This is a genomic window from Streptomyces sp. NPDC054794, from assembly GCF_053611585.1.
Window position 1 is genome coordinate 286529 of the sequence record NZ_JBSHAQ010000001.1, and the last position, 21895, is coordinate 308423.

Annotated in this window: 17 protein-coding genes and 1 pseudogene; 8 read left to right on the top strand and 10 right to left on the bottom strand. The window is 72.5% G+C overall.

The annotated features are described in order from the left end of the window. Positions 1-7 precede the first annotated feature (7 nt). From ACWGKT_RS01310 to ACWGKT_RS01320, 3 genes are all read right to left on the bottom strand, one after another. The gene (locus ACWGKT_RS01310) at positions 8-1243 is read right to left on the bottom strand and encodes a polysaccharide deacetylase family protein (protein WP_356147984.1); all 1236 of its coding nucleotides are present in this window, start codon (positions 1241-1243) and stop codon (positions 8-10) included. A gap of 202 nt (positions 1244-1445) precedes the next feature. Further along, positions 1446-2132: a DUF4232 domain-containing protein gene (locus ACWGKT_RS01315; protein ID WP_356147981.1), complete on the bottom strand. Its 687-nt coding sequence runs from the start codon at positions 2130-2132 to the stop codon at positions 1446-1448. A gap of 138 nt (positions 2133-2270) precedes the next feature. Further along, positions 2271-3668 carry a serine/threonine-protein kinase gene (locus ACWGKT_RS01320; protein ID WP_453271965.1) on the bottom strand — a complete coding sequence of 466 codons (1398 nt, stop codon included), beginning with the start codon at positions 3666-3668 and terminating at the stop codon, positions 2271-2273. Positions 3669-3714: 46 nt separating this feature from the next. Between ACWGKT_RS01320 and ACWGKT_RS01325 the strand changes: the two genes are divergently transcribed. Then, positions 3715-4263, top strand: coding sequence for an RNA polymerase sigma factor (locus ACWGKT_RS01325; RefSeq protein ID WP_453271966.1), 549 nt, complete (start codon positions 3715-3717; stop codon positions 4261-4263). A 27-nt stretch (positions 4264-4290) separates the two neighbouring features. On the opposite strand, the gene ACWGKT_RS01330 is transcribed toward ACWGKT_RS01325, so the two are convergent. Beyond that, positions 4291-6666 carry a SpoIIE family protein phosphatase gene (locus ACWGKT_RS01330; RefSeq protein ID WP_453272089.1) on the bottom strand — a complete coding sequence of 792 codons (2376 nt, stop codon included), beginning with the start codon at positions 6664-6666 and terminating at the stop codon, positions 4291-4293. A gap of 263 nt (positions 6667-6929) precedes the next feature. Here ACWGKT_RS01330 and ACWGKT_RS01335 point away from each other — a divergent pair, with 263 nt between their 5' ends. The 3 genes from ACWGKT_RS01335 (at position 6930) to ACWGKT_RS01345 (ending at position 13610) form a co-directional block, all read left to right on the top strand. Further along, positions 6930-10034, top strand: a complete 3105-nt coding sequence (locus ACWGKT_RS01335) for a glycoside hydrolase family 2 TIM barrel-domain containing protein (RefSeq protein WP_453271967.1) — start codon at positions 6930-6932, stop codon at positions 10032-10034. A 223-nt stretch (positions 10035-10257) separates the two neighbouring features. Further along, positions 10258-12501 carry a glycoside hydrolase family 9 protein gene (locus ACWGKT_RS01340; protein ID WP_453271968.1) on the top strand — a complete coding sequence of 748 codons (2244 nt, stop codon included), beginning with the start codon at positions 10258-10260 and terminating at the stop codon, positions 12499-12501. A gap of 140 nt (positions 12502-12641) precedes the next feature. After that, positions 12642-13610, top strand: coding sequence for a hypothetical protein (locus ACWGKT_RS01345; protein WP_453271969.1), 969 nt, complete (start codon positions 12642-12644; stop codon positions 13608-13610). A 15-nt stretch (positions 13611-13625) separates the two neighbouring features. Here ACWGKT_RS01345 and ACWGKT_RS01350 read toward each other — a convergent pair. After that, positions 13626-14347, bottom strand: a pseudogene (locus ACWGKT_RS01350) (2OG-Fe(II) oxygenase). Between the two features lie 14 nt (positions 14348-14361). Then, the gene (locus tag ACWGKT_RS01355; RefSeq protein WP_453271970.1) at positions 14362-14865 is read right to left on the bottom strand and encodes a methylated-DNA--[protein]-cysteine S-methyltransferase; all 504 of its coding nucleotides are present in this window, start codon (positions 14863-14865) and stop codon (positions 14362-14364) included. A 160-nt stretch (positions 14866-15025) separates the two neighbouring features. On the opposite strand from ACWGKT_RS01355, the gene ACWGKT_RS01360 reads away from it, so the two are divergent. The 3 genes from ACWGKT_RS01360 (at position 15026) to ACWGKT_RS01370 (ending at position 17750) form a co-directional block, all read left to right on the top strand. Continuing rightward, a complete protein-coding gene (locus ACWGKT_RS01360) occupies positions 15026-15265 on the top strand; it encodes a hypothetical protein (protein WP_356147956.1) in 240 nt (79 codons plus the stop codon). A 3-nt stretch (positions 15266-15268) separates the two neighbouring features. Further along, positions 15269-15646 (top strand): toxin Doc, encoded by a 378-nt coding sequence (locus tag ACWGKT_RS01365; RefSeq protein ID WP_235460908.1) that lies wholly within the window; start codon positions 15269-15271, stop codon positions 15644-15646. Between the two features lie 487 nt (positions 15647-16133). After that, complete coding sequence (locus ACWGKT_RS01370) at positions 16134-17750, top strand: RICIN domain-containing protein (RefSeq protein WP_453271971.1); 1617 nt, start codon at positions 16134-16136, stop codon at positions 17748-17750. 16 nt (positions 17751-17766) lie between these two features. On the opposite strand, the gene ACWGKT_RS01375 is transcribed toward ACWGKT_RS01370, so the two are convergent. The 3 genes from ACWGKT_RS01375 to ACWGKT_RS01385 all read right to left on the bottom strand — a co-directional run bounded on the left by ACWGKT_RS01375 (position 17767) and on the right by ACWGKT_RS01385 (position 20581). Then, complete coding sequence (locus ACWGKT_RS01375; RefSeq protein WP_453271972.1) at positions 17767-18747, bottom strand: 2-hydroxyacid dehydrogenase; 981 nt, start codon at positions 18745-18747, stop codon at positions 17767-17769. Beyond that, positions 18744-19913, bottom strand: a complete 1170-nt coding sequence (locus ACWGKT_RS01380) for a lactate 2-monooxygenase (RefSeq protein WP_453272090.1) — start codon at positions 19911-19913, stop codon at positions 18744-18746. Before ACWGKT_RS01380 ends, ACWGKT_RS01375 begins: the two co-directional genes overlap by 4 nt. Before the next feature lie 92 nt (positions 19914-20005). After that, complete coding sequence (locus ACWGKT_RS01385; RefSeq protein WP_453271973.1) at positions 20006-20581, bottom strand: hypothetical protein; 576 nt, start codon at positions 20579-20581, stop codon at positions 20006-20008. A 324-nt stretch (positions 20582-20905) separates the two neighbouring features. Between ACWGKT_RS01385 and ACWGKT_RS01390 the strand changes: the two genes are divergently transcribed. Next, positions 20906-21340: a protease inhibitor gene (locus tag ACWGKT_RS01390; RefSeq protein WP_453271974.1), complete on the top strand. Its 435-nt coding sequence runs from the start codon at positions 20906-20908 to the stop codon at positions 21338-21340. 135 nt (positions 21341-21475) lie between these two features. On the opposite strand, the gene ACWGKT_RS01395 is transcribed toward ACWGKT_RS01390, so the two are convergent. Next, a complete protein-coding gene (locus tag ACWGKT_RS01395) occupies positions 21476-21886 on the bottom strand; it encodes an STAS domain-containing protein (RefSeq protein ID WP_453271975.1) in 411 nt (136 codons plus the stop codon). Positions 21887-21895 lie beyond the last annotated feature (9 nt).

Below are 21895 nucleotides of genomic sequence, written 5' to 3' on the forward strand. Positions count from 1 at the left end.
CGAGGACTCACGCGGTCCCCGCCGCGCCCAGGAACTGCGCCCAGTCGCCCTGCGGTGCCTGGCCCGGCGAGAGCGTGCGCAGCTTGCGCAGGACCGCCGGGTCCTGGGCCTCCAGCCAGGCCACCAGCTGCTTGAAGGACACGAACCGCACCTCGTCGTACTCGGCCATCCGGCCGATGGCCTCCTCGACGGCGTCCATGTATATGCCGCCGTTCCAGCGCTCGAAGTGATTGCCGATGAAGAAGGGCGCGCGGTTGCTCTCGTACGCGCGGCGGAAGCCGGCCAGGTAGGTGTCGCGGGCCTGGGTGCGCCAGGCGTCGTACTGGGAGCGGTCGCCCAGCGGGTTACCGGCGGACTGGTTGTACATCATGTTGTAGTCCATCGACAGGACCTGGAAGGAGTGGCCGGAGAAGGGTATGGACTGCAGCGGGAAGTCCCAGATCCGGCCGCCCTGCACCTTGCCGGGCCAGACCTGCAGTCCGCCCGGGGAGCTGGCGTCGTACTTCCAGCCCAGCGCCGCCGCCGTGGGCAGCAGCGCGGTCTGGCCCTCCAGGCACGGGGTGCGGCCGCCGATCAGCTCCTTGCGGTAGTCGAACGGCAGCGGTTCGAGGTCGGTGAAGCCGGTGTTGGTCTTCCACTCGGTGACGAAGCGGACGGCCTGGTCGATCTCGCTCTTCCACTCGGCGCCGGTCCAGTTGCGCACCCCGTCCGCGCCGCAGAAGTGCCCGTTGAAGTGCGTGCCGATCTCGTGGCCCTCCAGCCAGGCCGAACGGACCTGCTGGATCGTGGCATGGATGTGCCGGTCGGCGAGATAGCCGATCGCGGAGGCGCCGACGGCGTGCCGCGGCGGGTGGTACAGGGTCTTCTTGGACTCGGGGAGCGTGTAGATGCCGCTCAGGAAGAAGGTCATCGCCGCGCCGTGGTCGGCGGCCACCTTGCGGAACCGCGAGAAGAGCTGGTTGCTGATCTCGCCCGCGCCGTCCCAGGAGAACACCACGAACTGCGGCGGCCGCGTCCCCGGCTTCATCCGCACGGCCTTCGGCTGCTTGGGCTGGGCGCCGGTGTCCGCGGTGGAGCCGTCGCCGATGAGCTTCACCGGCGGGGCGGCCTGCGTGGTGTGCCCGCCCTCCTCGGGGCTCTCGCCGCCCACGGACAAGCCTCCGGCCGAGCAGGCCGAAAGGGCACCGAGCGCGCCCGCCGTCGCCCCCGCGGTCAGCAGACGCCTGCGTGAGATGCCGCTCATGTTCGTCCCCGATTTCCTCGTCGCGGCCCCGTGCGGAGCCTTTGTGCCGTGCGGTCGAGGGATTCGATGGGCGGATCCGCAGGAAAGATCGGAGCGATCGGGGGCTGTTGCCGTCCTGTGACACTCGGGCCGGGGACCTGGACGGCGACATGACGAACCCCGCTGCCCGGGGGAGAGGGCAGCGGGGTCCGGGACCGGTGGTTCAGGCGCCCGTGCCGGGGCCGAACACCATGAGGAAGACGGAGGAGGCGTTGCCGGAGACCGGCACCTCGCCCGCCGTCCACTTGACCGTGAGGTGGTCCCGCTCGTCCGGCGGGGTGACCAGCAACGAGGCGGGCGTCGCCGTCTTCGCGCCGCTGATCTCGGGGTTGGAGAAGGTCAGCCCCGCCCAGGCGCTCTTCCCGGGCTTCAGCGTGACCGTCACGGGGGTGCCCGAGGACCGCTTGGGGTCCGGGCCGAGCTGACTGCCCGACGCGCTGACGAAGGCGGCGCCGGGATAGCCGCGCAGCGTGCAGCTGCGCGACGACTTGTTGGTGAGCACGATCGGGAAGTTCTCCTGACCCGCGCCCGGGTTGTTGCGGCCCACGGACGCGCTCAGCTCGGAGGTGTGGCAGCGCGTGCTCAGGGCCGCGCCGGCCGTACCGCTGTGCGTGGAGCCGGTCGTCGTGGGGGCGGCGGACGCGGTCCCACCGGTCGGGGTCGAGCCGGTGTCGGACGCGGGTGCGGCGGAGGATTCCGGCTTCTCGGTCGCCGGTGCCGCCGTGCCCGACGCCGTCTTCGAGGGCTGGGTCTGGTTCGTGGCACTGCCGCAGGCGGTCAGGAGGCCCAGTACGGCGACCGAACCCGCGAGCAGGGCCCCGCGCTGCAAGGACCGGGGTGTGTGCACCATGTCTGTCAACACTCCTGGATCTTCAGGGCACGCGTGTGGCGCGCGCCCGCGGCGCCGTGTGCGCCGTCATGGGACTCCGATGCACGGGCCACCGGAAAGGTTCGCGGCCCGCTCGGTTTTTTCTACCGTCTTTTGCCCTCAGGTGACCCGGAGCGAGCGCAGTATTCCGTCGGTTGCGTCGTCGTGACCGTGCCGGCGCACCTGTACGTACACCTGGGGCTGCTTCGCGCCGGACGCCGGGGCGAGCGCGGCCTCCGCTATCGAGCCGCCGTCCGCGCAGCCGCTCCAGGTGCGGACCCGGCCGTGCCAGTCGGTACTGGTGAAGGCGCGGTTTCCGGCGTAGTGGCAGCCGGAGTGGGCGAGGGCGTTCACCCGGGCGGTGACATCGCCGTGCTCGCTCAGACCGATGAAGACGCCGTTCACCGGAGCCGTCAGATCCGGCCACTTCGCCAGGTCGTCGGCGACCTCCAGCCCGGGCTCGTGCCCGGAGCCCAGGCCCAGGGCCCGCGGATTCCATCCGGAGTCGCGCAGCTGACGGCCCCAGCCTGCGGGCACCACGGCCGCGATCCGGCCGGTCGCGTCCGACACCCGGACCGAGTCGGCCGGGGCGTCGTGGTGCATCAGGGTCACCGCCACGGCCGTGCCGCCGGCCGCGAGGACCGCCGCGACGGTGAGGGTGACGACGTTGAGTCTCCTTCTGACGCCGTCGAGCCTGCGGCGCGTCCGGCGCGTCCGGCGTGCCGGGGCACGGGCGGCCAGCCGGTCCAGCTCGTCCGCGAGGTCCCGGGCGGCCGGCCAGCGCCGCTCGCGGTCCGGCTCCAGCGCCCGCATCAGGGCGCGCTGCACATCGTCACCGAGCTCCGGACGCAGCCGCTGCGGGCGTACGACCTGGCCCGGCGCGGCCGGCACCGTCCCGGTGACCAGCTCGTAGCCGACCGCGCCCAGGCTGTACACGTCGGCCCGCGCGTCGATGCCCTCGCCGGGCTCGGCCTGCTCCGGCGGCTGGTAGCCGGCCGAGCCGGCGGCCAGGGTGAGCCCCGAGGCCTGAGCCAGGCTCTTGGCCAGCCCCAGGTCGGCCAGCAGGACGCGGTCGGTGCCGCCCGGCCCCGTACGCAGCAGGATGTTGCTCGGCTTGATGTCCCGGTGGACGATGCCCGCCTCGTGCAGCGCCGCCGCGCTCCGGGCGGCCTGCGCCGTCAGCCGCAGCGCCTCGGGGACCGGGAGCGGGCCCGCGTTCAGCCGGTCGGCGAGGGTGCCGGCGTCGGCGTACTCCATCACGAAGTACGGCCTGCCGTCCGGCAGTTCACCGATGTCGTAGACCTGCACGACCCGCTTGGAGTCGGCCTTGCGCAGCAGCCGCGCCTCGGACAGGAACCGGTCCCGGATGTCGAGCCGGTGGGACCAGTTGTCGGCGAGCACCTTGACGGCCACCGGGGCCTGCAGTACGTCGTCGTGGGCGAGCCAGACGGTACCGAAGGCGCCGGTGCCCAGAGGCCGTTCGAGACGGTAGCGGCCGATCCGCTCCGGGGAGTGCATGCGACTATCATGCCTGGCCTGAGATCGACTCCGAGGGGGACCTGGCGTGCACGACGCGGCGCTGACCGAAGACCTCGCCCGGCGGGCCGCCGCGGGCGACCCGGCGGCCCTGGACCGGCTGCTCTCCGAGGTCCGGCCCGAGGTCGTGCGGCGCTGCGGGCGCTTTCTGCCCTGCCGGGAGGACGCCGAGGAGGCCGCCCAGGACGTGCTGCTCCAGGTCGCCCGGAAGATATCCACCTTCGAGGGCCGCAGCCGCTTCAGCACCTGGCTGTACACGGTCGTCGCGAACTGCGCCCGGCAGAAGTACCGCGAGCTCAAGCGGCGCGCCGCCGAGCAGCCCACCGCCATCGAGCCGTCCGCGTACGTCGATCCGCGCACCACCAGCGTGATCGCCGGCTCCCGGGTGGACCTGCTGGAGGCGCTGGACCGGCTGGAGCGGGAGCACCCGCACCTGGTCGCGCCGCTGGTCTACCGCGACATCTGCCAACTGGAGTACGCCGAGGTCGCCGAGCGGGTCGGCATTCCGCTCGGCACGCTGAAGTCGCGGCTGCACGAGGCGCGCAAGCAGGTCCGGTCCTGGCTGACGGCCGGCTGACCCGGCCTTTCACCCGGCTTGTCGTGCCTACTCCTCCTCGACCAGGGTCACCTCCGCCCAGATCGTCTTGCCCTCCGCCGTGTGCCGGCTGCCCCAGCGCTGGGTGAGCTGGGCGACCAGGAGCAGCCCGCGGCCGCCCTCGTCCCAGGTCTTGGCCCGGCGCAGGTGCGGGGCCGTGTGGCTGGTGTCGGACACCTCACAGATCAGCGTGGCCGCGTCGTGGATCAGCCGCAGCCGGATGGGGTGCGAGCCGTACCGGATGGCGTTGGTGACCAGCTCGCTCACCACCAGCTCCGTGGTGAACGCGGCCTCGCTCAGCGACCAGGTGTCCAGCTGCTCCACGACCTGCTTGCGGATCGGGGCGACCAGCGCCGGATCGGCCGGGATGTCCCAGGTGGCCACCTGGGAGGCGGGCAGCCCCTGGGTACGGGCCAGCAGCAGGGCCACGTCGTCCTGGGCGCCGCCCGGCGGGAGCAGGGCCGCAAGCACCCGGTCGCAGGTCTCCTCCAGCGACTCCGTGTACGCGGCGAGCGCCCCGAACAGCAGCCGCTGACTGGCCTCGACGTCCCGTTCCCGGGTCTCGATCAGACCGTCGGTGTACAGCGAGAGCACGGTGCCCTCGGGCAGCTCGACCTCGGTGCTCTCGAAGGGCAGCCCGCCCAGCCCGAGCGGGGGTCCCGGCGGCAGGTCGAGCTGTCGGGGCGGTTCGCCGGGCGGCACCAGCACCGGCGCGGGATGCCCGGCGCGGGCCAGGGTGCAGCGGCGCGAGACCGGGTCGTACACGGCGTACAGGCAGGTCGCGCCCACCTCGCCCGGGCTGCCGGTGCCGCCCGCCTCCTCGGACAGCCGGACCACCAGGTCGTCGAGATGGGTGAGCAGCTCGTCCGGGGCCAGGTCGATGTCGGCGAGGGTGCGCACCGCCGTGCGCAGCCGGCCCATGGTGGCCGAGGCCTCGATGCCGTGGCCGACGACGTCCCCGACGATCATGGCGACCCGCAGTCCGGACAGCGGGATCACGTCGAACCAGTCGCCGCCCACCCCGGCGCGCGCCGCCGGCAGATAGCGGGAGGCGGCCCGCACGGCGGCCGTGCGCGGCAGCGTGCGGGGCAGCAGGCTGCGCTGGAGGGCCAGGGCGGTCTCGCGCTCGCGGGAGTAGCGGCGGGCGTTGTCGACGCAGACCGCGGCGCGGGCGGTGATCTCCTCGGCCAGCAGCACGTCGTCCTCGGTGAAGGCTTCGAGACGTCGGTGGCGGGCGAGTACCGCGACCCCGAGGGTCAGGCCGCGGGCCCGGATCGGCACGGACATCACGGAGTGGATGCCGAACTCGCGCACCCGCTCGCCCCGCGCGGTGTCCGCGGCCAGCCACTGCTCCAGGTCGGAGGGTACGGAGGCGACGATCGTGCGGCCCGCCATGAGCGAGGCGGCCTGCGGGGACGTGGCGGGGTAGACCGCGATGTGCCCCGGCTTGATCACCGCCTCGGGAGTGTCTTGGAGCACCGACTGGTGCGCGGCCCGGCGCAGCGAGACCGGCGCGGTGATCCGTGCCGGCGGCTCGGCGCCGTTCTCCTGCGGATCCAGCAGGTCGACCCGGACGAAGTCGGCGAGCACCGGCACGCACACCTCCGCCAGCTCCTGGGCGGTCCGGGTGACGTCGAGGGTGCTGCCGATCCGCACGCTCGCCGTGTTGACCAGTTGCAGCCGCTCCCGGGCCCGGTAGTTGTCGGTGAAGTCGTGGGCCGCCAGGCACACGCCGCGCACCCGGCCGTCGGCGTCGGTGATCGGGGCCATCCGGGCCAGCCAGGAGTGCGGCCGCTCCTCGCCGGCGGCGGGCAGGTGCGCCTGGACGTCGACGGGGCAGCCGGTGGTGAGCACCCGGAGCAGGGCCCGTTCGAGGGCCTCGCTCTGCGGCTTGCCGCCGATCTCCGACGCCCGCAGCCCCCGGGTGCGCTCCGCGGAGAGATCGATCACCGCTTCCATTGCCTCGTTCATGGTGCGCAGCCGCAGCCTGTCGTCGTAGAGCGCGACCGCGCACGGCGCCTGGATCAGGGCGGCGTTGGACAGCGGGTCGTCCGGGGCGGGGGCGGTGCCGGCCTCCAGCGGCGTGACGACGAGCCAGTCGGCGGGGCGGTCGTCGTGCGGCGGGCGGTGGTGGGCGAGCACCCACACCGACACCGTGTGACCGTCGCGGTGGCGCAAATCGACCGTCCCGGTCCAGCGCGGTCCGGCGGGCACCGCCGGGTGGCCGCCGCCGGCCAGCAGTTCCGTGGCGGGGCGGCCCACGGTCTCGGCGGCCGTGTGACCGAGCAGCCGACGAGCCCCCTCGTTCCACGCGACCAGGACACCGTCGTCGTCGATGACAGCCCGGGCCGTAGCCGCATCGTCGAACGGATAGACCGGGCTCATCGTCGCCACTCCCGAGCGCACACTCACAGTGAACATGCGAGTCACTTGTGTTCCAGCCTAGTCCGTCCGGCCCGCGCGCGGAGGGCAACTACGAGCGACCCGAGCGACCCGCCCGGCTGGTCAAGAGGCCGATTCGGCCGTTGTCGAGCACGGGTCAGGGGCAGGTGATGGCACTCTTGACGGCCCGGTGTGGTACTCCGTCAGAATCTGTTTGCTCGCGATGAGTTGTGAGTACTTCTGGGCCCTGATGAGGGAGAGCCGTCATGACGGTCACTCGCAGATCGGTTGTGGTCGCCGCCACCGCAGCGTCGGCGGCCGGAGCGCTGCCAGGAGTTCCGGGCGCGTGGGAGGGCGGGGCGTCGGGGGAGGGCGGTGGAGGAGGTGGAGGAGGAGGTGCCGGCGGGCGCCGCACGATCCCGCTGCGGGACGGCTGGCGCTTCGCGTTGGTCGACCCGGACGGGAGCGCCGACCCGACCGACGCCTGTGCCGACCCCGGGTACGACGACTCGGCCTGGCGCCGGGTGGCGGTGCCCCACGACTGGAGCATCGAGCGGACGCCCACCACGGAGCACGGAACGACGAGCGGCACCGGGTTCCTGCCGGGCGGCCTCGGCTGGTACCGGATCGCCTTCACGCTGCCGCCCGACTACGCCGGCAAGCGGGTCTCGGCGGAATTCGACGGCGTCTACATGGACGCGTACGTCTACTGCAACGGCACCGAGGTCGGCCATCACCCCTACGGCTACACCGGCTTCGCCCTCGACCTCACCGGTCTGCTGCACGCCGACGGCCGCACCGAGAACGTCCTCGCGGTCCGGGTCCGCAACCGGCTGCCCAGCAGCCGCTGGTACTCTGGCAGCGGCATCTACCGCGAGGCCCGCCTGCTGGTCACCGAGCCCGTGCACGTGGCTCGGTGGGGCACTCGGGTCAGCACGCCGGACATCACCGCCGAGCGGGCCGTGGTGCGGGTGCGCACCTCGGTGGTCGACGAGTCAGGCGCCGGCGCCGACGTCGAGATCCGCTCCCGGATCGTCGGCCCCGACGGACGTACCGCCGCCCGTACGTCCTCCACCGTCACGGTCGCGGACCGGGCCGAGGCGACCCATGAACTCACCGTCGCGAAACCCGCGTTGTGGGACTTCGAGGCCCCGCACCGCTACACCCTGGAGACCGAACTCCGCGTCGGCGGCACACTCACCGACACCTGCCGCACCACGTTCGGGATCCGCACCTACCGCTTCGACCCCGACGAGGGTTTCTCGCTCAACGGAGTCCCCGCCAAGGTGAAGGGCGTCGACCTCCACCACGACCTGGGCGCGCTGGGCGCGGCGATCAGCATCGACGCGGTGCGCCGGCAGATGACCCTCATGAAGTCGATGGGCGTCAACGCCCTGCGCACCTCGCACAACCCGCCCTCGCCGCAGATGATCCAGGCCTGCGAGGAACTGGGCATCGTGCTGATGGTGGAGGCCTTCGACTGCTGGCGGACCGGCAAGACCACCTACGACTACGGGCGGTTCTTCGACGAGTGGTGCGAGCGGGACGCCACCGAGATGGTCCTCGCCGCCCGCAACTCGCCCGCCGTCGTGCTGTGGTCCATCGGCAACGAGATCCCGGACTCCAACAGGACGGCCGGGCTCACGATGGCCGACCGGATCATCGGCGCGATCAGGGCCGCCGACGACACCCGCCCCGTCGTGATCGGCTCGAACAAGTACCACTCGGTCCCGGCCAAGGGCTCGGCGGCCGACCTGATGCTCGCCAAGCTCGACGGCCTCGGCCTGAACTACAACACCGCCCGGTCGGTGGACGCCCTGCACGCGGCCTACCCGCACCTGTTCCTCTTCGAGTCCGAGTCCTCGTCGGAGACCTCGACCCGGGGCGCGTACCAGGAGCCGGAGCACCTGAACACCGGCGAGAACCACACGCCGGGCCGGCGCGCCACCTCCTCCTACGACAACAACCTCGCCTCCTGGACGATGAGCGGCGAATACGGGCACAAGAAGGACCGGGACCGGAAGTGGTTCGCGGGACAGTTCCTGTGGTCGGGCATCGACTACATCGGCGAGCCCACGCCGTACGACGTCTTCCCGGTCAAGGCGTCCTTCTTCGGCGCGGTCGACACGGCCGGCTTCCCCAAGGACATGTATCACCTCTTCCGCAGCCGGTGGACGACCGAGCCGATGGTGCACCTGGTGCCGATGACCTGGAACCACGAGCCGGGGGACACGGTCCAGGTGTGGGCGTACGCGAACGTCGCCTCCGTCGAGCTGTTCCTCAACGGACGGTCCCTGGGCACCAGGGAGTTCGACACCAAGCACACCACCGACGACCGCGCCTATCTGGAGACCACCGAGGCCACCGGCGACGACAGGACGGTCACCGGCGGCCCCTACCCGGGCAGTTACACAAGCCCCAACGGCAGCGCGGGCAAACTACACCTCACCTGGAACGTGCCTTACGAACCCGGTGAGCTGAAGGCGGTGGCACGGCGGGGCGGCACGGTGGTCGCGACGGACGTGCTGCGCACCGCCGGAGCCCCGCACGCCGTGCGCCTGACCGCCGACCGTTCCTCCCTCGCCGCCGACGGCCGTTCGCTGGTCTTCGTGACCGCCGACATCGTCGACGCCCACGGGGTCGTGGTCCCGGACGCCGAGCACCTCATCGCCTTCGAGGTGACCGGCGGCTCCCTGGCCGGAGTCGACAACGGCCGCGAGGAGAGCGCCGAGCGCTACCAGGCGAGCACCCGCACCGCCTTCCACGGCAAGGCCCTCGCGATCGTCCGCTCCGGCACCGAGCCCGGCGCGCTCAAGGTGACGGGGCGCGTGGAGGGCCTGCGCAGGGGCACGGTCACCGTGCGCACCACGCCGGCCCACTCGGTCGCCCGCACCCCCGCCCCCGACTTCCGGCCCGACCCTCCCGCGCCCCCGAACCACCCGTCCGCGGACGCGAGTTATTCCGGCCGCCCCGACACCCTGCCCGCCGCCATGCTGGACGGCGACGCGGCGACCGGCTGGTCCAACGCCTTCGCCAAGTCGGCGACGGCCCTGCTGCCCGCCTTCGACGGAGCCCGCCCGAAGGACTGGGTCTCGGTCGACTTCGGCCGTACCCGCTCCTTCGACCGGGCGGCGGTCTCCTTCACGGTGGACGCGACACACACGCTGCCCGCGTCGGTCGAGGTCGCGGTGGGGGACGGGCACACCTACGTGCCGGTGCGGGGCGCGAGCGTGGACTGGGCCACGGACTCGGACGCCCCGACGCTGATCACCTTCGCCCCGGCGAGCGGCTCCCGGATCCGGCTGACCCTGACGAGCGCGCACCCGGGTGAGGCCCAAGGGGCGGTGCGGATCAGCAGGTTGGAGGTCTAAGGGCCGCCCGGCGGATCAGGGCGCGGGAGCGCGTCGGCGCTCCGGCGGGAATGCGCCGGCGGTCCGACAGGATTGAGTCAGCGGTCCGGACGGGAACGCGGTGCTCCTCGATTCCGTCCCGTTCGGACCGTTGACGGGATGTCATGTCTCGAACACCATGATCTGGACCGAGCGTGGGAGCGCTCCCACCGATCCGGGAGCCCGACTTCCGAGGAGCACCGACATGCACCGACCCAGAACCGCCCTGCTCGCCGTGACGGCCCTCCTCGCGGCGGCGTTGGCCGCCCTGCCTGCCGCCCCGGCCGGCGCCGACGAGGTCGAGCAGATCAAGAACGGCACCTTCGACACCGGCACCGCCCCCTGGTGGACGACGAGCAACGTCACCGCGGGCCCGAGCGACGGACGGCTGTGCGCCGACGTACCGGGCGGCACGACGAACCGCTGGGACGCCGCCGTCGGGCAGAACGACATCACGCTGGTCAAGGGGGAGTCGTACAAGTTCGCGTTCACGGCGTCCGGCGCGCCCGAGGGGCATGTGCTGCGGGCGATCGTCGGGCTGCAGGTGTCGCCGTACGACACCTGGCACGAGGTCAGCCCGCAGTTGAGCGCCGCGGGTGACCACTACTCGGCCACCTTCACCTCGCCCGTCGACACCGCGCAGGCCCAGGTCGCCTTCCAGGTCGGGGGCGGCGCCGACGCCTGGCGGTTCTGCCTGGACGACGTGTCGTTGCTCGGCGGGGTGCCGCCGGACGTGTACGAGCCGGACACCGGGCCGCGGGTCAGGGTGAACCAGGTCGCCTACCTGCCGTCCGGGCCGAAGAACGCCACCCTGGTCACCGGCGCCACGACCAGGCTGCCCTGGCGGCTGAGGGACGCCGACGGCACGACGGTCGCCCAGGGCTGGACGGTCCCGCGCGGCACCGACGCCTCCTCCGGGCAGAACGTCCACTCCATCGACTTCGGCGCGTACCGCGGGCGCGGCGAGGCCTTCACGCTGGTCGCCGACGGCGAGACGAGCCACCCCTTCGCCATCGGAACCCGCGCCTACGAACGGCTGCGCCTCGACTCGCTGAAGTACTACTACACACAGCGCAGCGGCATCGAGATCCGCGACGCGCTCCGGCCCGGCTACGGCAGGCCCGCCGGTCACGTGGGCGTGGCTCCCAACAAGGGCGACACGCAGGTGCCCTGCCGGCCGGGCGTGTGCGACTACACCCTCGACGTCACCGGCGGCTGGTACGACGCCGGCGACCACGGCAAGTACGTGGTCAACGGGGGTATCTCCACCTGGGAGTTGCTGAGCACCTACGAACGCTCCCTGCCGGCCCGCACCGGGCGGCCGGCCCGGCTGGGCGACCGCACCCTCGCCCTCCCCGAGAGCGGCAACAAGGTGCCCGACATCCTGGACGAGGCCCGCTGGGAGCTGGAGTTCCTGCTGAAGATGCAGGTCCCGGACGGGCGGCCGCTGGCCGGCATGGCGCACGCCAAGATCCATGACGCGCAGTGGACCGGCCTGCCGCTGCTGCCCAGTGACGACCCGCAGCAGCGTGAACTGCATGCCCCGACCACCCAGGCCACCTTGAACCTCGCGGCCGCGGCCGCGCAGGCGGCCCGCCTCTACCGCCCCTACGACCGCGCCTTCGCGGACCGGGCCCTCACGGCCGCCCGCAAGGCCTGGGCGGCGGCCCGCACCCACCCCGCGATGTACCCGGACCCGGCCGACGGCACCGGCGGCGGTGCCTACCCCGACACCGACGCGACGGACGAGTTCTACTGGGCGGCGGCCGAGCTGTATCTCACCACGGGGGAGCGGCAGTTCGCCGACAGCGTCCTCGCCTCCCCGGTGCACAAGGCCGACATCTTCGGCCCGCTCGGCTTCGACTGGGGCCGCACGGCGGCGGCCGGCCGGCTGGACCTGGCCCTGGTCCCGAACCGGCTGCCCGGCCGGGACGAGGTCCGCCGGTCGGTGATCGAGGCCGCCGACACCTACCTGTCCACGCTGCGGTCACAGCCCTACGGCATGCCGTACGCGCCCCCCGACCACCTCTACGACTGGGGCTCCAACGCCCAGATCCTGAACAACGCGCACGTCATCGCCGCCGCCTACGACCTCACCGGCGCCGCCGAGTACCGCGACGGCGCGGTCCAGAGCATGGACTACCTCCTCGGCCGCAACGCCCTGAACATCTCGTACGTCACCGGCTACGGCGAGGTGGCCTCCCACAACCAGCACAGCCGCTGGTACGCCCACGAACTCGACCCGAACCTGCCGAACCCACCCGCGGGAACCCTCGCCGGGGGTGCCAACTCCAGCATTCAGGACCCCTACGCACAGGCCAAACTGCGCGGCTGTGTCGGCCAGTTCTGCTACATCGACGACATCCAGTCCTGGTCGACGAACGAGACGGCCGTCAACTGGAACGCGGCCCTCGCCTGGATGGCGTCGTTCGTGGCGGATCAGGGTTAGCCGCATTCTTTCCGATCCCGATCGATTGGCTACCAAAGCGGTCTTGGTGGAACTTTTCGGTCGGGATGGGCGTCCAGCCTGGTGGGTTGGTTCGGTGGGGCGGGCTGACAGCCACCGGGGGGTGGCGGTTGGGGGGAACCGTGAGTATCCGTTTCTGGGTGGTGCTGGGCGCGGCGCTGCTGGCGTGGGTGACGGTGACGTCCTGCGGCAGCGGCGTCGGCGTCGGCGCCAAGGTCTCCTGGCAGCCGCTCGGGCTGCCCGTGTCGTTCTCGATCGACGACCAGGGGAACTTCACCGTGTCCCGGAAGTCGTCGATCGTCACCACGGTCGGGGAGTTCTCGCTCGACATCGGACTGACCAAGCACAGAAAGGAGACGAAGGACGGGCCGCACGGCCTCACCGTCGCGGTCCAGCACCCACGGGCAGGGGAGCGGGTCTGGGACATCTACACCGTCTCGGACCGGGACCGGCCGCATGTGTGCGTCAAGGACGCGAGGGTGGTGGACACCGACATCAGTCACATGGGGGACCGCGTCCTGAAGATCTCGATCGTCTCCGGTCCGGGGATCGCGACCCTCCTCAAGGGCGGAACGCCGTGCACGGGCGACACCCGGCCGGCTCCCACACCCCCGCCCACGTCCCCACCGACACCCACCCCCACACCCACGGCCGCTCCCACCAGAGCAGCCGACGAACCGAGGTCGACTCCGTCGTCCCGCGCGCCGGTGCCCGCGCCGTCCACGCCCGCGCCGACGCGCACTCCGTCGCCCCGGGCGCAGGGGCCGTCCCCCTGCTTCCGGCACATCGAGGTCGCCTCGATCGAGATCCCCGGCGGGGGCGTCAACGCGATCGGGCCCTATTACGGCAGCCCCACCTGCGACTACGAGGCGATCGAGCAGACCAGCGACGCCTCCTCGCCCGTGGAGGCGCGGGTGTGCGGCGAGACCGACGACGGCGGCCATCCGCCGTGCGACGGGGAATGGACGCGACTGGTCTACTCCCAGTGGAAAACGGTCCTCGACCCGATGGAAGCCGGCCGGCGCTTCCGCATCGAGTTCCGCGCCGACGTGGACGAGAAGATCGACTTCGCGGTCCTCTCCCAACGCTAGGGCGTTGCGCCGGGGCTAGGACGCGTCGTGGAACACCAGGCCCAACGTCCGGCGCCGGCCGGAGCGTACGGTGCTCACGCCGTGCCGCATCGCTCCGGCGGACCAGCCTCGCCGGGTGCCGACCGGGCGGTCGCGGGTCGTGAAGACCAGGCCGTGGCCCTGCCCCAGGGCGGTCGCGGCGCCCCGGGACTGGGCCCGCGGCCGCTGCTCCACCATCAGGAACTCGCCGCCCGTGTAGTCGGTGCCGTACGCGTCGAGGGCGACGACCACCTGAAGCGGGAAGACGAGGTCGCCGAACACGTCGCGGTGCAGGGCGTTCCAGTCGCCGGGGCCGTGGCTCAGCAGGATCTGCGCCGAGCGGTCCTGGCCGGCCGCGTGACAGCGGGTCAGCCAGTCGTCGAGGGTGTCAGGCCAGGGGGCCGGGCGGCCCAGGCGGGCCGCCCAGTCGCGGGCGATGGGCAGCAGCCGCGGGTAGAGCGCGGCGCGCAGCGCGGCCACCGGGGCGGGCAGGTCGTGGGTGAAGTAGCGGTACTCGCCGGAGCCGAACCGGTGCCGGGCCAGATCGACCGTGGTGCGGAACAGCTCTGGCTTCTCGTACAGGGCGGCCAGCTCGGGCACTCGGCGGGTGTCAGCAGCGGCGCCGTCGGGGCGCTGCCGTGCACGTCCACTTCCTCGGCCGGCGCGGCCCAGTAGGTGGCGGCGGCACGCCGGCCGGCCAGGGCGGGGGTGAGCGTCATGGCGGCTCCCTCCGTCACAGGAGGGCCGGCTGCAGCGCGCCCTCGTGCGTGAGCAGCCGCACCTTGCGCTCGACGCCGCCCGCGTAGCCGCGCATCGAGCCGTCCGCGCCGATCACCCGGTGGCAGGGGCGGACCAGCAGCAGGGGGTTGGCGCCCACCGCCGCGCCGACGGCCCGGACCTCGGCCCGCGGCACGCCCAGCCGTTCGGCCAGCGCGCCGTACGTGGTCGTGGTGCCGTACGGGATCTCGTCCAACGCCTGCCACACCCGCCGCTGGAAGTCGGTGCCCGCGGCGGCGAGCGGCAGTTCGAACCGGGTGAGCCGCCCCGCGAAGTAGGCGTCCAGCTGCCGGACCGGTCCGGCGAACGCCCGGTCGTCGCGCCGCCAGTGCGGCAGGACGGCGGGGGCTCCGCGCTGCCCCGGCACGGACAGGGAGGTGAGGGTGACGCCGTCGGCCGACTCCTCGCCGGTCAGGAGGAGTTCGCCGAGCGGGCTGTCGTGACGGGTGTACACGGTCATCGGAGGTTCCTTCCGCTTGCGTGTCTACGAGTCTGCTGCCCGGCCGGCCGCGTCACCGGCGGGAATCGGACATGGTGCTGGGCCGCAGGGGGTACCGCGGCGAGTAAGGGTTGACCTGCGGGTATTTACGCGTGAGTACCCGCGCGGTACCGTGTGGGGCATGCCAGCTCTCAATGTGGAGTTCAGTGAGCGTGAGCTAGAGGACCTGCGACAGATCGCCAAGGAGCGCGGTACGTCGATGAAGGCCCTCGTGCGCGAGGCCGCCGCGGCGGACATCGCCCGGCACCGGGCACTGCAGGAGGGGGCGGAGGCCTTCCGCCGCTTCTTCACGGCGCACGCCGACGAGTTCGCGGCCGCGTTCCCGGACGACGAACCGCCCTCGAAGGGCGAGGCAGCCTGAGTGATGCCGCCCGTCCTTCACATCGACGTGCCCTGGCTGCTCCAGCGCCACGAGGAAGTGCTGCCGGACCAGCCCACCGTCGACGACTTCTCCGCGCTCGTCGCCGCCGTCGCCCGGCACCGCGTCGACCCGCCCCGCCTCGGCGTGAACTCCGACCCGGCCTGGCGGGCCGCCGCCCTGCTGCACACCCTCACCCTGCTCAAGCCGCTGCCCGCGGCCAATGCCCGGTTCGCCTGCGCGACCGCCGTGGCCTACATGTTCGTCAGCGGCGTCGGCATCGACCCGCCCTACGGCGCCCTGGTGGACCTGGCCCGCGACCTGATGTCCGGCAAGACGGACGTGTACGGCGCGGCCGACCGGCTCCGCTCCTGGCAGATCTGACCCCACGCGGCCCCGGTCTCCGCCCGGGGCCGGGGCCGTATGGGGAAGTCGCCCCGCCCCCGGGGCCGCCGACCGAGGGCGGGAGGAACGGGGTCGGCGGCCGGTTCTCGCACGGAAGAGCCGCCGTCCCGCGCGGGGCCTTGGAGAAGGGCCGGTTCCCAGTGGACTACCCCGGCGCGCGGGCCGGGAGCGTGCGCGCCGGGCCGACGCGTGCGCGCGCTTCACACGGGGCGCTCGCATTCTCGAATGCCGGTGCGAATATCGTGCGTGAGCTCGGTTTCTGACTTTCTTTCAAAGCTGTCGATGTCCCACGAGTGCCTTGTTGGCCGTGAGGAAGTTGTGCAAGGGTGAGTCATCTGTGCGGGGGAAAATCCGGGTCCCATTCGACCGTTGAGGAACCCGGGCCGAGACCAGGTCGGTGAATTCCGACTCCCGTACGCGTATCGAATAGGTACGTACCGTAGGCACCATCGAAGGAATCCGCTCCGTGTCCACCCCCCACCCCCCGCGTCCCCCCTATCCGCCGCCCGGCGCGGTTCGTGGAGAATCGGACGAGTCCCTCGCCGCCCCGCTGCGCGCGGGCTCCGACGCCGAGGCCTCCCGGTCCGCCGCCCTGCTGATGGCCCGGCACTGGCGGCCCGTCCACGAGTACGCGGTCATCTGCCTGGCCACCGCGGGCACGCTCGCCCACATGGTCACGGCCGCCGCCTTCCACCAGGTCTTCGACCGGCTGGCGCTCGGCGAACCGGCCGAGGCGCTGCGGCCCCGACTGCTCGTCACCGTCCGCGACACGGTCGGGAACTGGTCGGCCGAAGACCGAATAGCAGAGGTTCTGCCCGATCTCGGGAAACCCGCCGGAGGCCGCGGCATCCGCGCCTCGAAGTCCATGACCCCCGAAAACCGCCTTCTCGCCGAGCGGTCATTCCTGGGCCTTCCGCGGCTCGCCCAGTGCCTGCTCTGGCACATCGAGGTCGAGGCGGAGTCGATAAACATACCCGCCGGCCTGCTGGGCATGGATGCCGAGACCGCGACGGCCGCACTCCAAGAGGCGCGGGACAAATTCCGCGAGGGCTGTGCAAGCGCCCACCGGGAACTCGCGCCGACCAAGGACTGCCGCTTCTACAACCGCCTCCTGGACGTGCCGATCCGGCGCGGCGGCGCCCTGCTGCCGGACGTCCAGCAGCACTTGTCCCAGTGCCCGTACTGCCGGCACGCCGCCGAGCAACTGAGCCATGTCGAGGCCCGTCTGGGCATGCTGCTCGCCGAGGCGGTCCTCGGCTGGGGAGCCCGCCGCTACCTCGACTCGCGCCCGGGCCGCAGCGGCACCGCGCAGCCGCGCACCCGCACGGCCTCCCGGCACGGCGGCGGACGCCGGCGCGGGGGCCCGCGGTCCCGGCTGCTCGCGCGGATCCCGGTGCCCACGCTCCGCGCCGAGGACGTGGCCCGGCCGTCGAGGGCCCTGCTCACCGGGGTCGGTATCGCCGGTGCCGGGCTGCTCGCCACCGTCCTCGCCGTCAGCGTCTGGCCGGACGGCGACGACGGCACCGACCCGGTCTCCTCCACCAGCGCCTCCGGCGCCCACGGCGTGCCGGGCACCGACTCCCAGTCCCCGCCCGCCGCCACCGGAACCCAGCGGACCCGGCTGCGCAACGCGGCCGCCGACCTGTGCCTCGACATCGACGGCACGCCGCAGGCCGGGGCGGAAGCGGTCCTGGCGGCGTGCTCCGCGGCGCCGACCCAGCAGTGGACGTACGAGAACGACGGGCTGCTGCGCAGCGGCGCCGACGACGGCCTGTGTCTGGACTCCCACGCCGACGCCGGAGTCGTCATCCTCGGCACCTGCGCGGACGACAGGGGCGAGCGCGGCGACGACGTGCGCTACGACCTCACCGTCCAGGGCGAGTTGCTGCCCCGCTGGGACGAGACCCTCGCGCTCGCCGGCACCGGCGAGAGCCCCGGTGCGCCCGTCGTCGTCAAGGTCCGCGACCGCTCGGCCGGCCAGCGCTGGCTGACCGACCCGCCGTCGGCCACCCCCGGCTCCCTGTCGATCGCCGGCACCGGCGGCCGGTCGGCACAGCCGGTCCGGCTGCCGGGGGACGGCTAGGTCATGAGGTCTCGCGTCAGGGCTCGTCGACCACGTCCCGTGGTGGGGCGCCCGCCAGGTACGCGTTGACGTTCTCGACCGCGGCCAGCGCGATCCGCACGAGGGTCTCGCGGGTGACCCCGCCGACGTGCGGGGAGAGGACCACGTTCGGGGCGCCGAGCAGGCGCAGGGCCGCAGTGGGCGGCTCGGGGTCGAAGACGTCGAGGCCCGCTCCGGCGAGCGCGCCCTTCTCCAGGGCGTCCGCGAGCGCGTCCTGGTCGATCAGTGCGCCCCGGGCCGTGTTGATCACGAAGGCCGTGGGCCTGAGCAGCGCGAGACGAGGGGCGTCGAGCAGATGCCGGGTCTCGTCGGTGAGGGGCGCGTGCAGCGTCACGTAGTCCGAGGAGCGCAGCAGTTCGTCCAGCGGGACGTACCGCGCGCCGAACCGCTCCTCGGCCCCCGGCGCGAGACGGCGGCGTCCGGTGTACAGGACGGTCATGTCGAACGCCGTGGCGCGCCGGGCGACCTGCTGTCCGATCTGCCCGAGCCCCACGATGCCGAGCGTCTTGCCGGACAGCTCGGTGAGCGAGCGCTGCAGGCGGGGCAGCGCCCAGTCGCCCCGGGCGAGCGCGTTGTGCGCGGGCACCAGCTGTTTGGCCAGCGCCAGCATCAGCGCGAACGTCTGCTCGGCGACGTTCTGTGCCTCGGCGCCGCTGGAACCGATGGTGCACACCGGCACCCCGCGTTCGCGTGCCGCGGCCACGTCGACGTAGTCGAAGCCGTGGCTCGCGCACTGCACGAGCTCCAGGCCGGGCGCGGCGGCGAGGTGCGCGGCGGTCACCGGGCCGAGGGCGGTGACCACGACGTGTGCGTCGCGCAGTGCGGCCGGGTCCTCGTCGGTCGCCTCGACGACGGTGACGTGGGCGTTCTCGGGAAACAGCGTGCCCAGTCCGGCTCCGGCCGCCCGTCCGCCCACATGCTGCGGGACGACGGCGAGGACGTTCTTCGGCGCGGTCATGAGGACTCCTCGACGAGGTCGGCCGCGCCGACCGTGGCCGGGACGGCGTGCCCCGACAGGGCGAGGGTGAGGTCGAACTCCGCGAGCAGGCAGCGGATCACGTGCTCGACGCCCGCCTGTCCGTCGAGGCCGAGCCCGTAGACGTACGGCCGGCCGAGCAGGACCGCCCGTGCGCCGAGGGCGAGGGCCTTGAAGACGTCGTCGCCGGTGCGGATCCCGCTGTCGAACAGCACCGTCAGCCGATCGCCGACCGCTTCGGCGATCCGCGGCAGCGCGTCGGCCGCGGCGACCGAACCGGCCACCTGACGGCCGCCGTGGTTGGACACGACCACGCCGTCCACCCCGGCGTCGGCGGCCAGTCGCGCGTCGTCCGGGTGCAGCACGCCCTTGAGGACGATCGGCCCGTCCCAGTGCTCGCGCAGGAACGCCAGATCCGGCCAGGTGTGGCTCGCGTCCCCGAACAGGCCGAGGAAGTGCAGTACGGCCGCGTTCGGATCCTCGTGCACCGGTTTGCTCAGGCCCGCCCGGAAGGCTGGGTCGGAGAAGTAGTTGGCGGTGCCGACCCCGTGCAGGAACGGCAGGTACGCCTGGTCGAGGTCGCGCGGCCGCCAGGCCAGGATCGGCGTGTCGAGCGTGACGACCAGCACCGTGTACCCGGACGCCTTCGCCCGGCCGAGGAAACTCCGGGTCACCTCACGGTCCTTGCCCCAGTACAGCTGGAACCACCGCTCGGCGTCCCCCATCGCCTCCGCCACCTGCTCCATCGGCGTGCTGGAGGCGGAGGAGAGGATGTACGGCACGCCCTGTGCGGCGGCGGCTCGGGCCACGGCGGACTCGGCGTCCGGATGCATGATCGAAATGGTGCCCACCGGAGCCAGGCCCAGCGGCGCCGGCAGGGCGCGGCCCAGCACCTCGACGGACAGGTCGCGTTCGTGCACGTCCCTGAGCATGCGGGGCACGATCCGGCGCCGGGCGAGGGCGGACCGGTTGGCGCGCGCGGTGCTGCCGTCGCCCGCGCTGCCCGCCACATAACCCACCGGACCGGGCCCGAGCCGGTGTTCGGCCAGTTTCTCCAGCCGGGTCAGGTCGGTGGGGAGCCGGGGCACGGTGCCCGCCATCCCGTTCAGATAGATCTCGTACTGGAAGTCCGCCCAGTGCTTCGCCATCCGTACGTCCCGCCTCTCGTCGTCGAGCATGCGCCGCGCCGACGATACTCGCGGGTAGCCGCAGGTACGTCCACCGGGGATTCCAGGGTGTCTCACCCTTCCTGGGTGTCGGCGGTGGGGGAATCCGTGGGCGAATCGGTCACCTCCTCGGCGTCCGGTCCCTGCGCCCGTACCCGCTGGACGTGTTCGAGGGATTCGCGCAGTTCGGTGAGCCAGTCGTCGGTGTGGCGCTGGACCAGTCGTACGCACCAGGCGAGGGCGTCGCTGCGGCTGCGGGCGACGCCGCCGGCGATGAGCGTGTCGAGCACCTGGCGCTCGGGCTGCCGCAGCCGGGTCATCACGGGTGCCGCGACATGGGTGAACAGGGCGCGCTGCCCGGCGCACTCCACGCCCCACGACACCTTGCGTTCGAACCGGTGCTCGGCATCGCGGGCCACGGCGATCCGGGCGTTCCGGGTGCGCTCCCGGAACTCCTGGATCCGGCCCTGGACGGCCGCGTCCCGCTCGGCGTCCGAGACGTCCTCGGCGAGCCGGGGTGCGGGGATGCGGCCGATCACGGTGATCTCCTCGCGGTCGGCGGTCACCTCGACCAGCGCCTCGAAGAGGTCCTCGGGCAGTCGGCCGGCGAACCAGCCGCGCAGCTTCTCCCGGTGTTCTGTCGTAATCATGTAATCACGATTACTCCGGTCGAAGGTGAACGCAAGGGGTCCCGGAGAGGTCTGCCGAGGGCAGAACCGGAATGTTTCAGGACTATTAACGAGGCAGTGAAATCCAGCCACTTGGCCGCTTTGGGCGATCAAGAGCCGCTCAGTTTCGGGGTTGTAACGTTCGAACTCCGTAACTTCACGCCACTGATTCAATACGCAAGGTTACTGAAATCGATGGGTGGGATGTGAGTTTCGGCGGCGGAGTCGGCAGAGTGGCGCTCGCCGCTCCGGCACCGGACCGGAGTCGGGGGCGGCACCGTCTATTCGAGCGGAAGGATGCACACAATGCGGAACACCGCGCGCTGGGCAGCGACCCTCGGCCTCACGGCCGTCGCCGTCTGCGGACCCCTGACCGGGGCTGCCGGCGCCGCACCGGGCGCCGCCCCGTCCGCGCTCTACGCCCCCTCGGCCCTGGTGCTCACCGTGGGCCACGGCGACAGTGCGGTCACTGCCACACCGGAGCGCGCCGTCACGCTGAACTGTGCCCCGACCCCCTCCGGAACCCATCCGGCCGCGGTCGAGGCATGCGCCGAACTGCGCGGAGCCGGCGGCGACTTCGACGCCCTGACGAGCGGCAGCGACAAGCCGTGCACCAGGGAGTACAACCCCGTCGTCGTCACGGTCGATGGTGTCTGGCGCGGCAAGCGCGTCTCCTATGAGCACACCTTCGGCAACGAGTGCGTGAAGAACTCCTACGGGACCAGCGTCTTCACGTTCTGAGGGACCGGGATCCCCGGTCTCCGGACATGCCGGAACAGGCCCGCAGAATGGGGAGTGCGAGCCCTGTCGCGGAGACCGTAGATCCCGAACCGGGGATCGGCCGGGCGGAGTGGGGCCGCCCGCCGATCCCCGGTATCACGTCCGCTCCCCGGGCATCCCGGGGAGCGGTGGAAAGCGATCCAGCAGCCCCGAGCCGCGCAGCAGCCGCAGCAGCGGCGCCCCGTCGCCCACCAGGCGCAGTCGGCCGCCGCGCTCGCGGGCCCGGGCCTCGGCCCGGCACAGCACGCGCAGCCCGGAGCAGTCGAGGAAGTCCACGTCCCTGAGGTCGACCAGGACATCCGGGCGAGGCTCCGCGGTCGCCGCGTCCAGATGTTCACTGAGCAGGCCGGCGGTCGCGATGTCGACCTCGCCCAGGGCCACGACGACGGTGAACGGCCCGCTCACCCGGGTGCGGGCACAGGAGTTCGCCACCGGCGGTCCGATCCCGATGCGTGCCGCACCGGCATCCGGCGGCCGGGGGCCGCGGTCCTCGGCATCCGGTGCCATGTCTGCTCC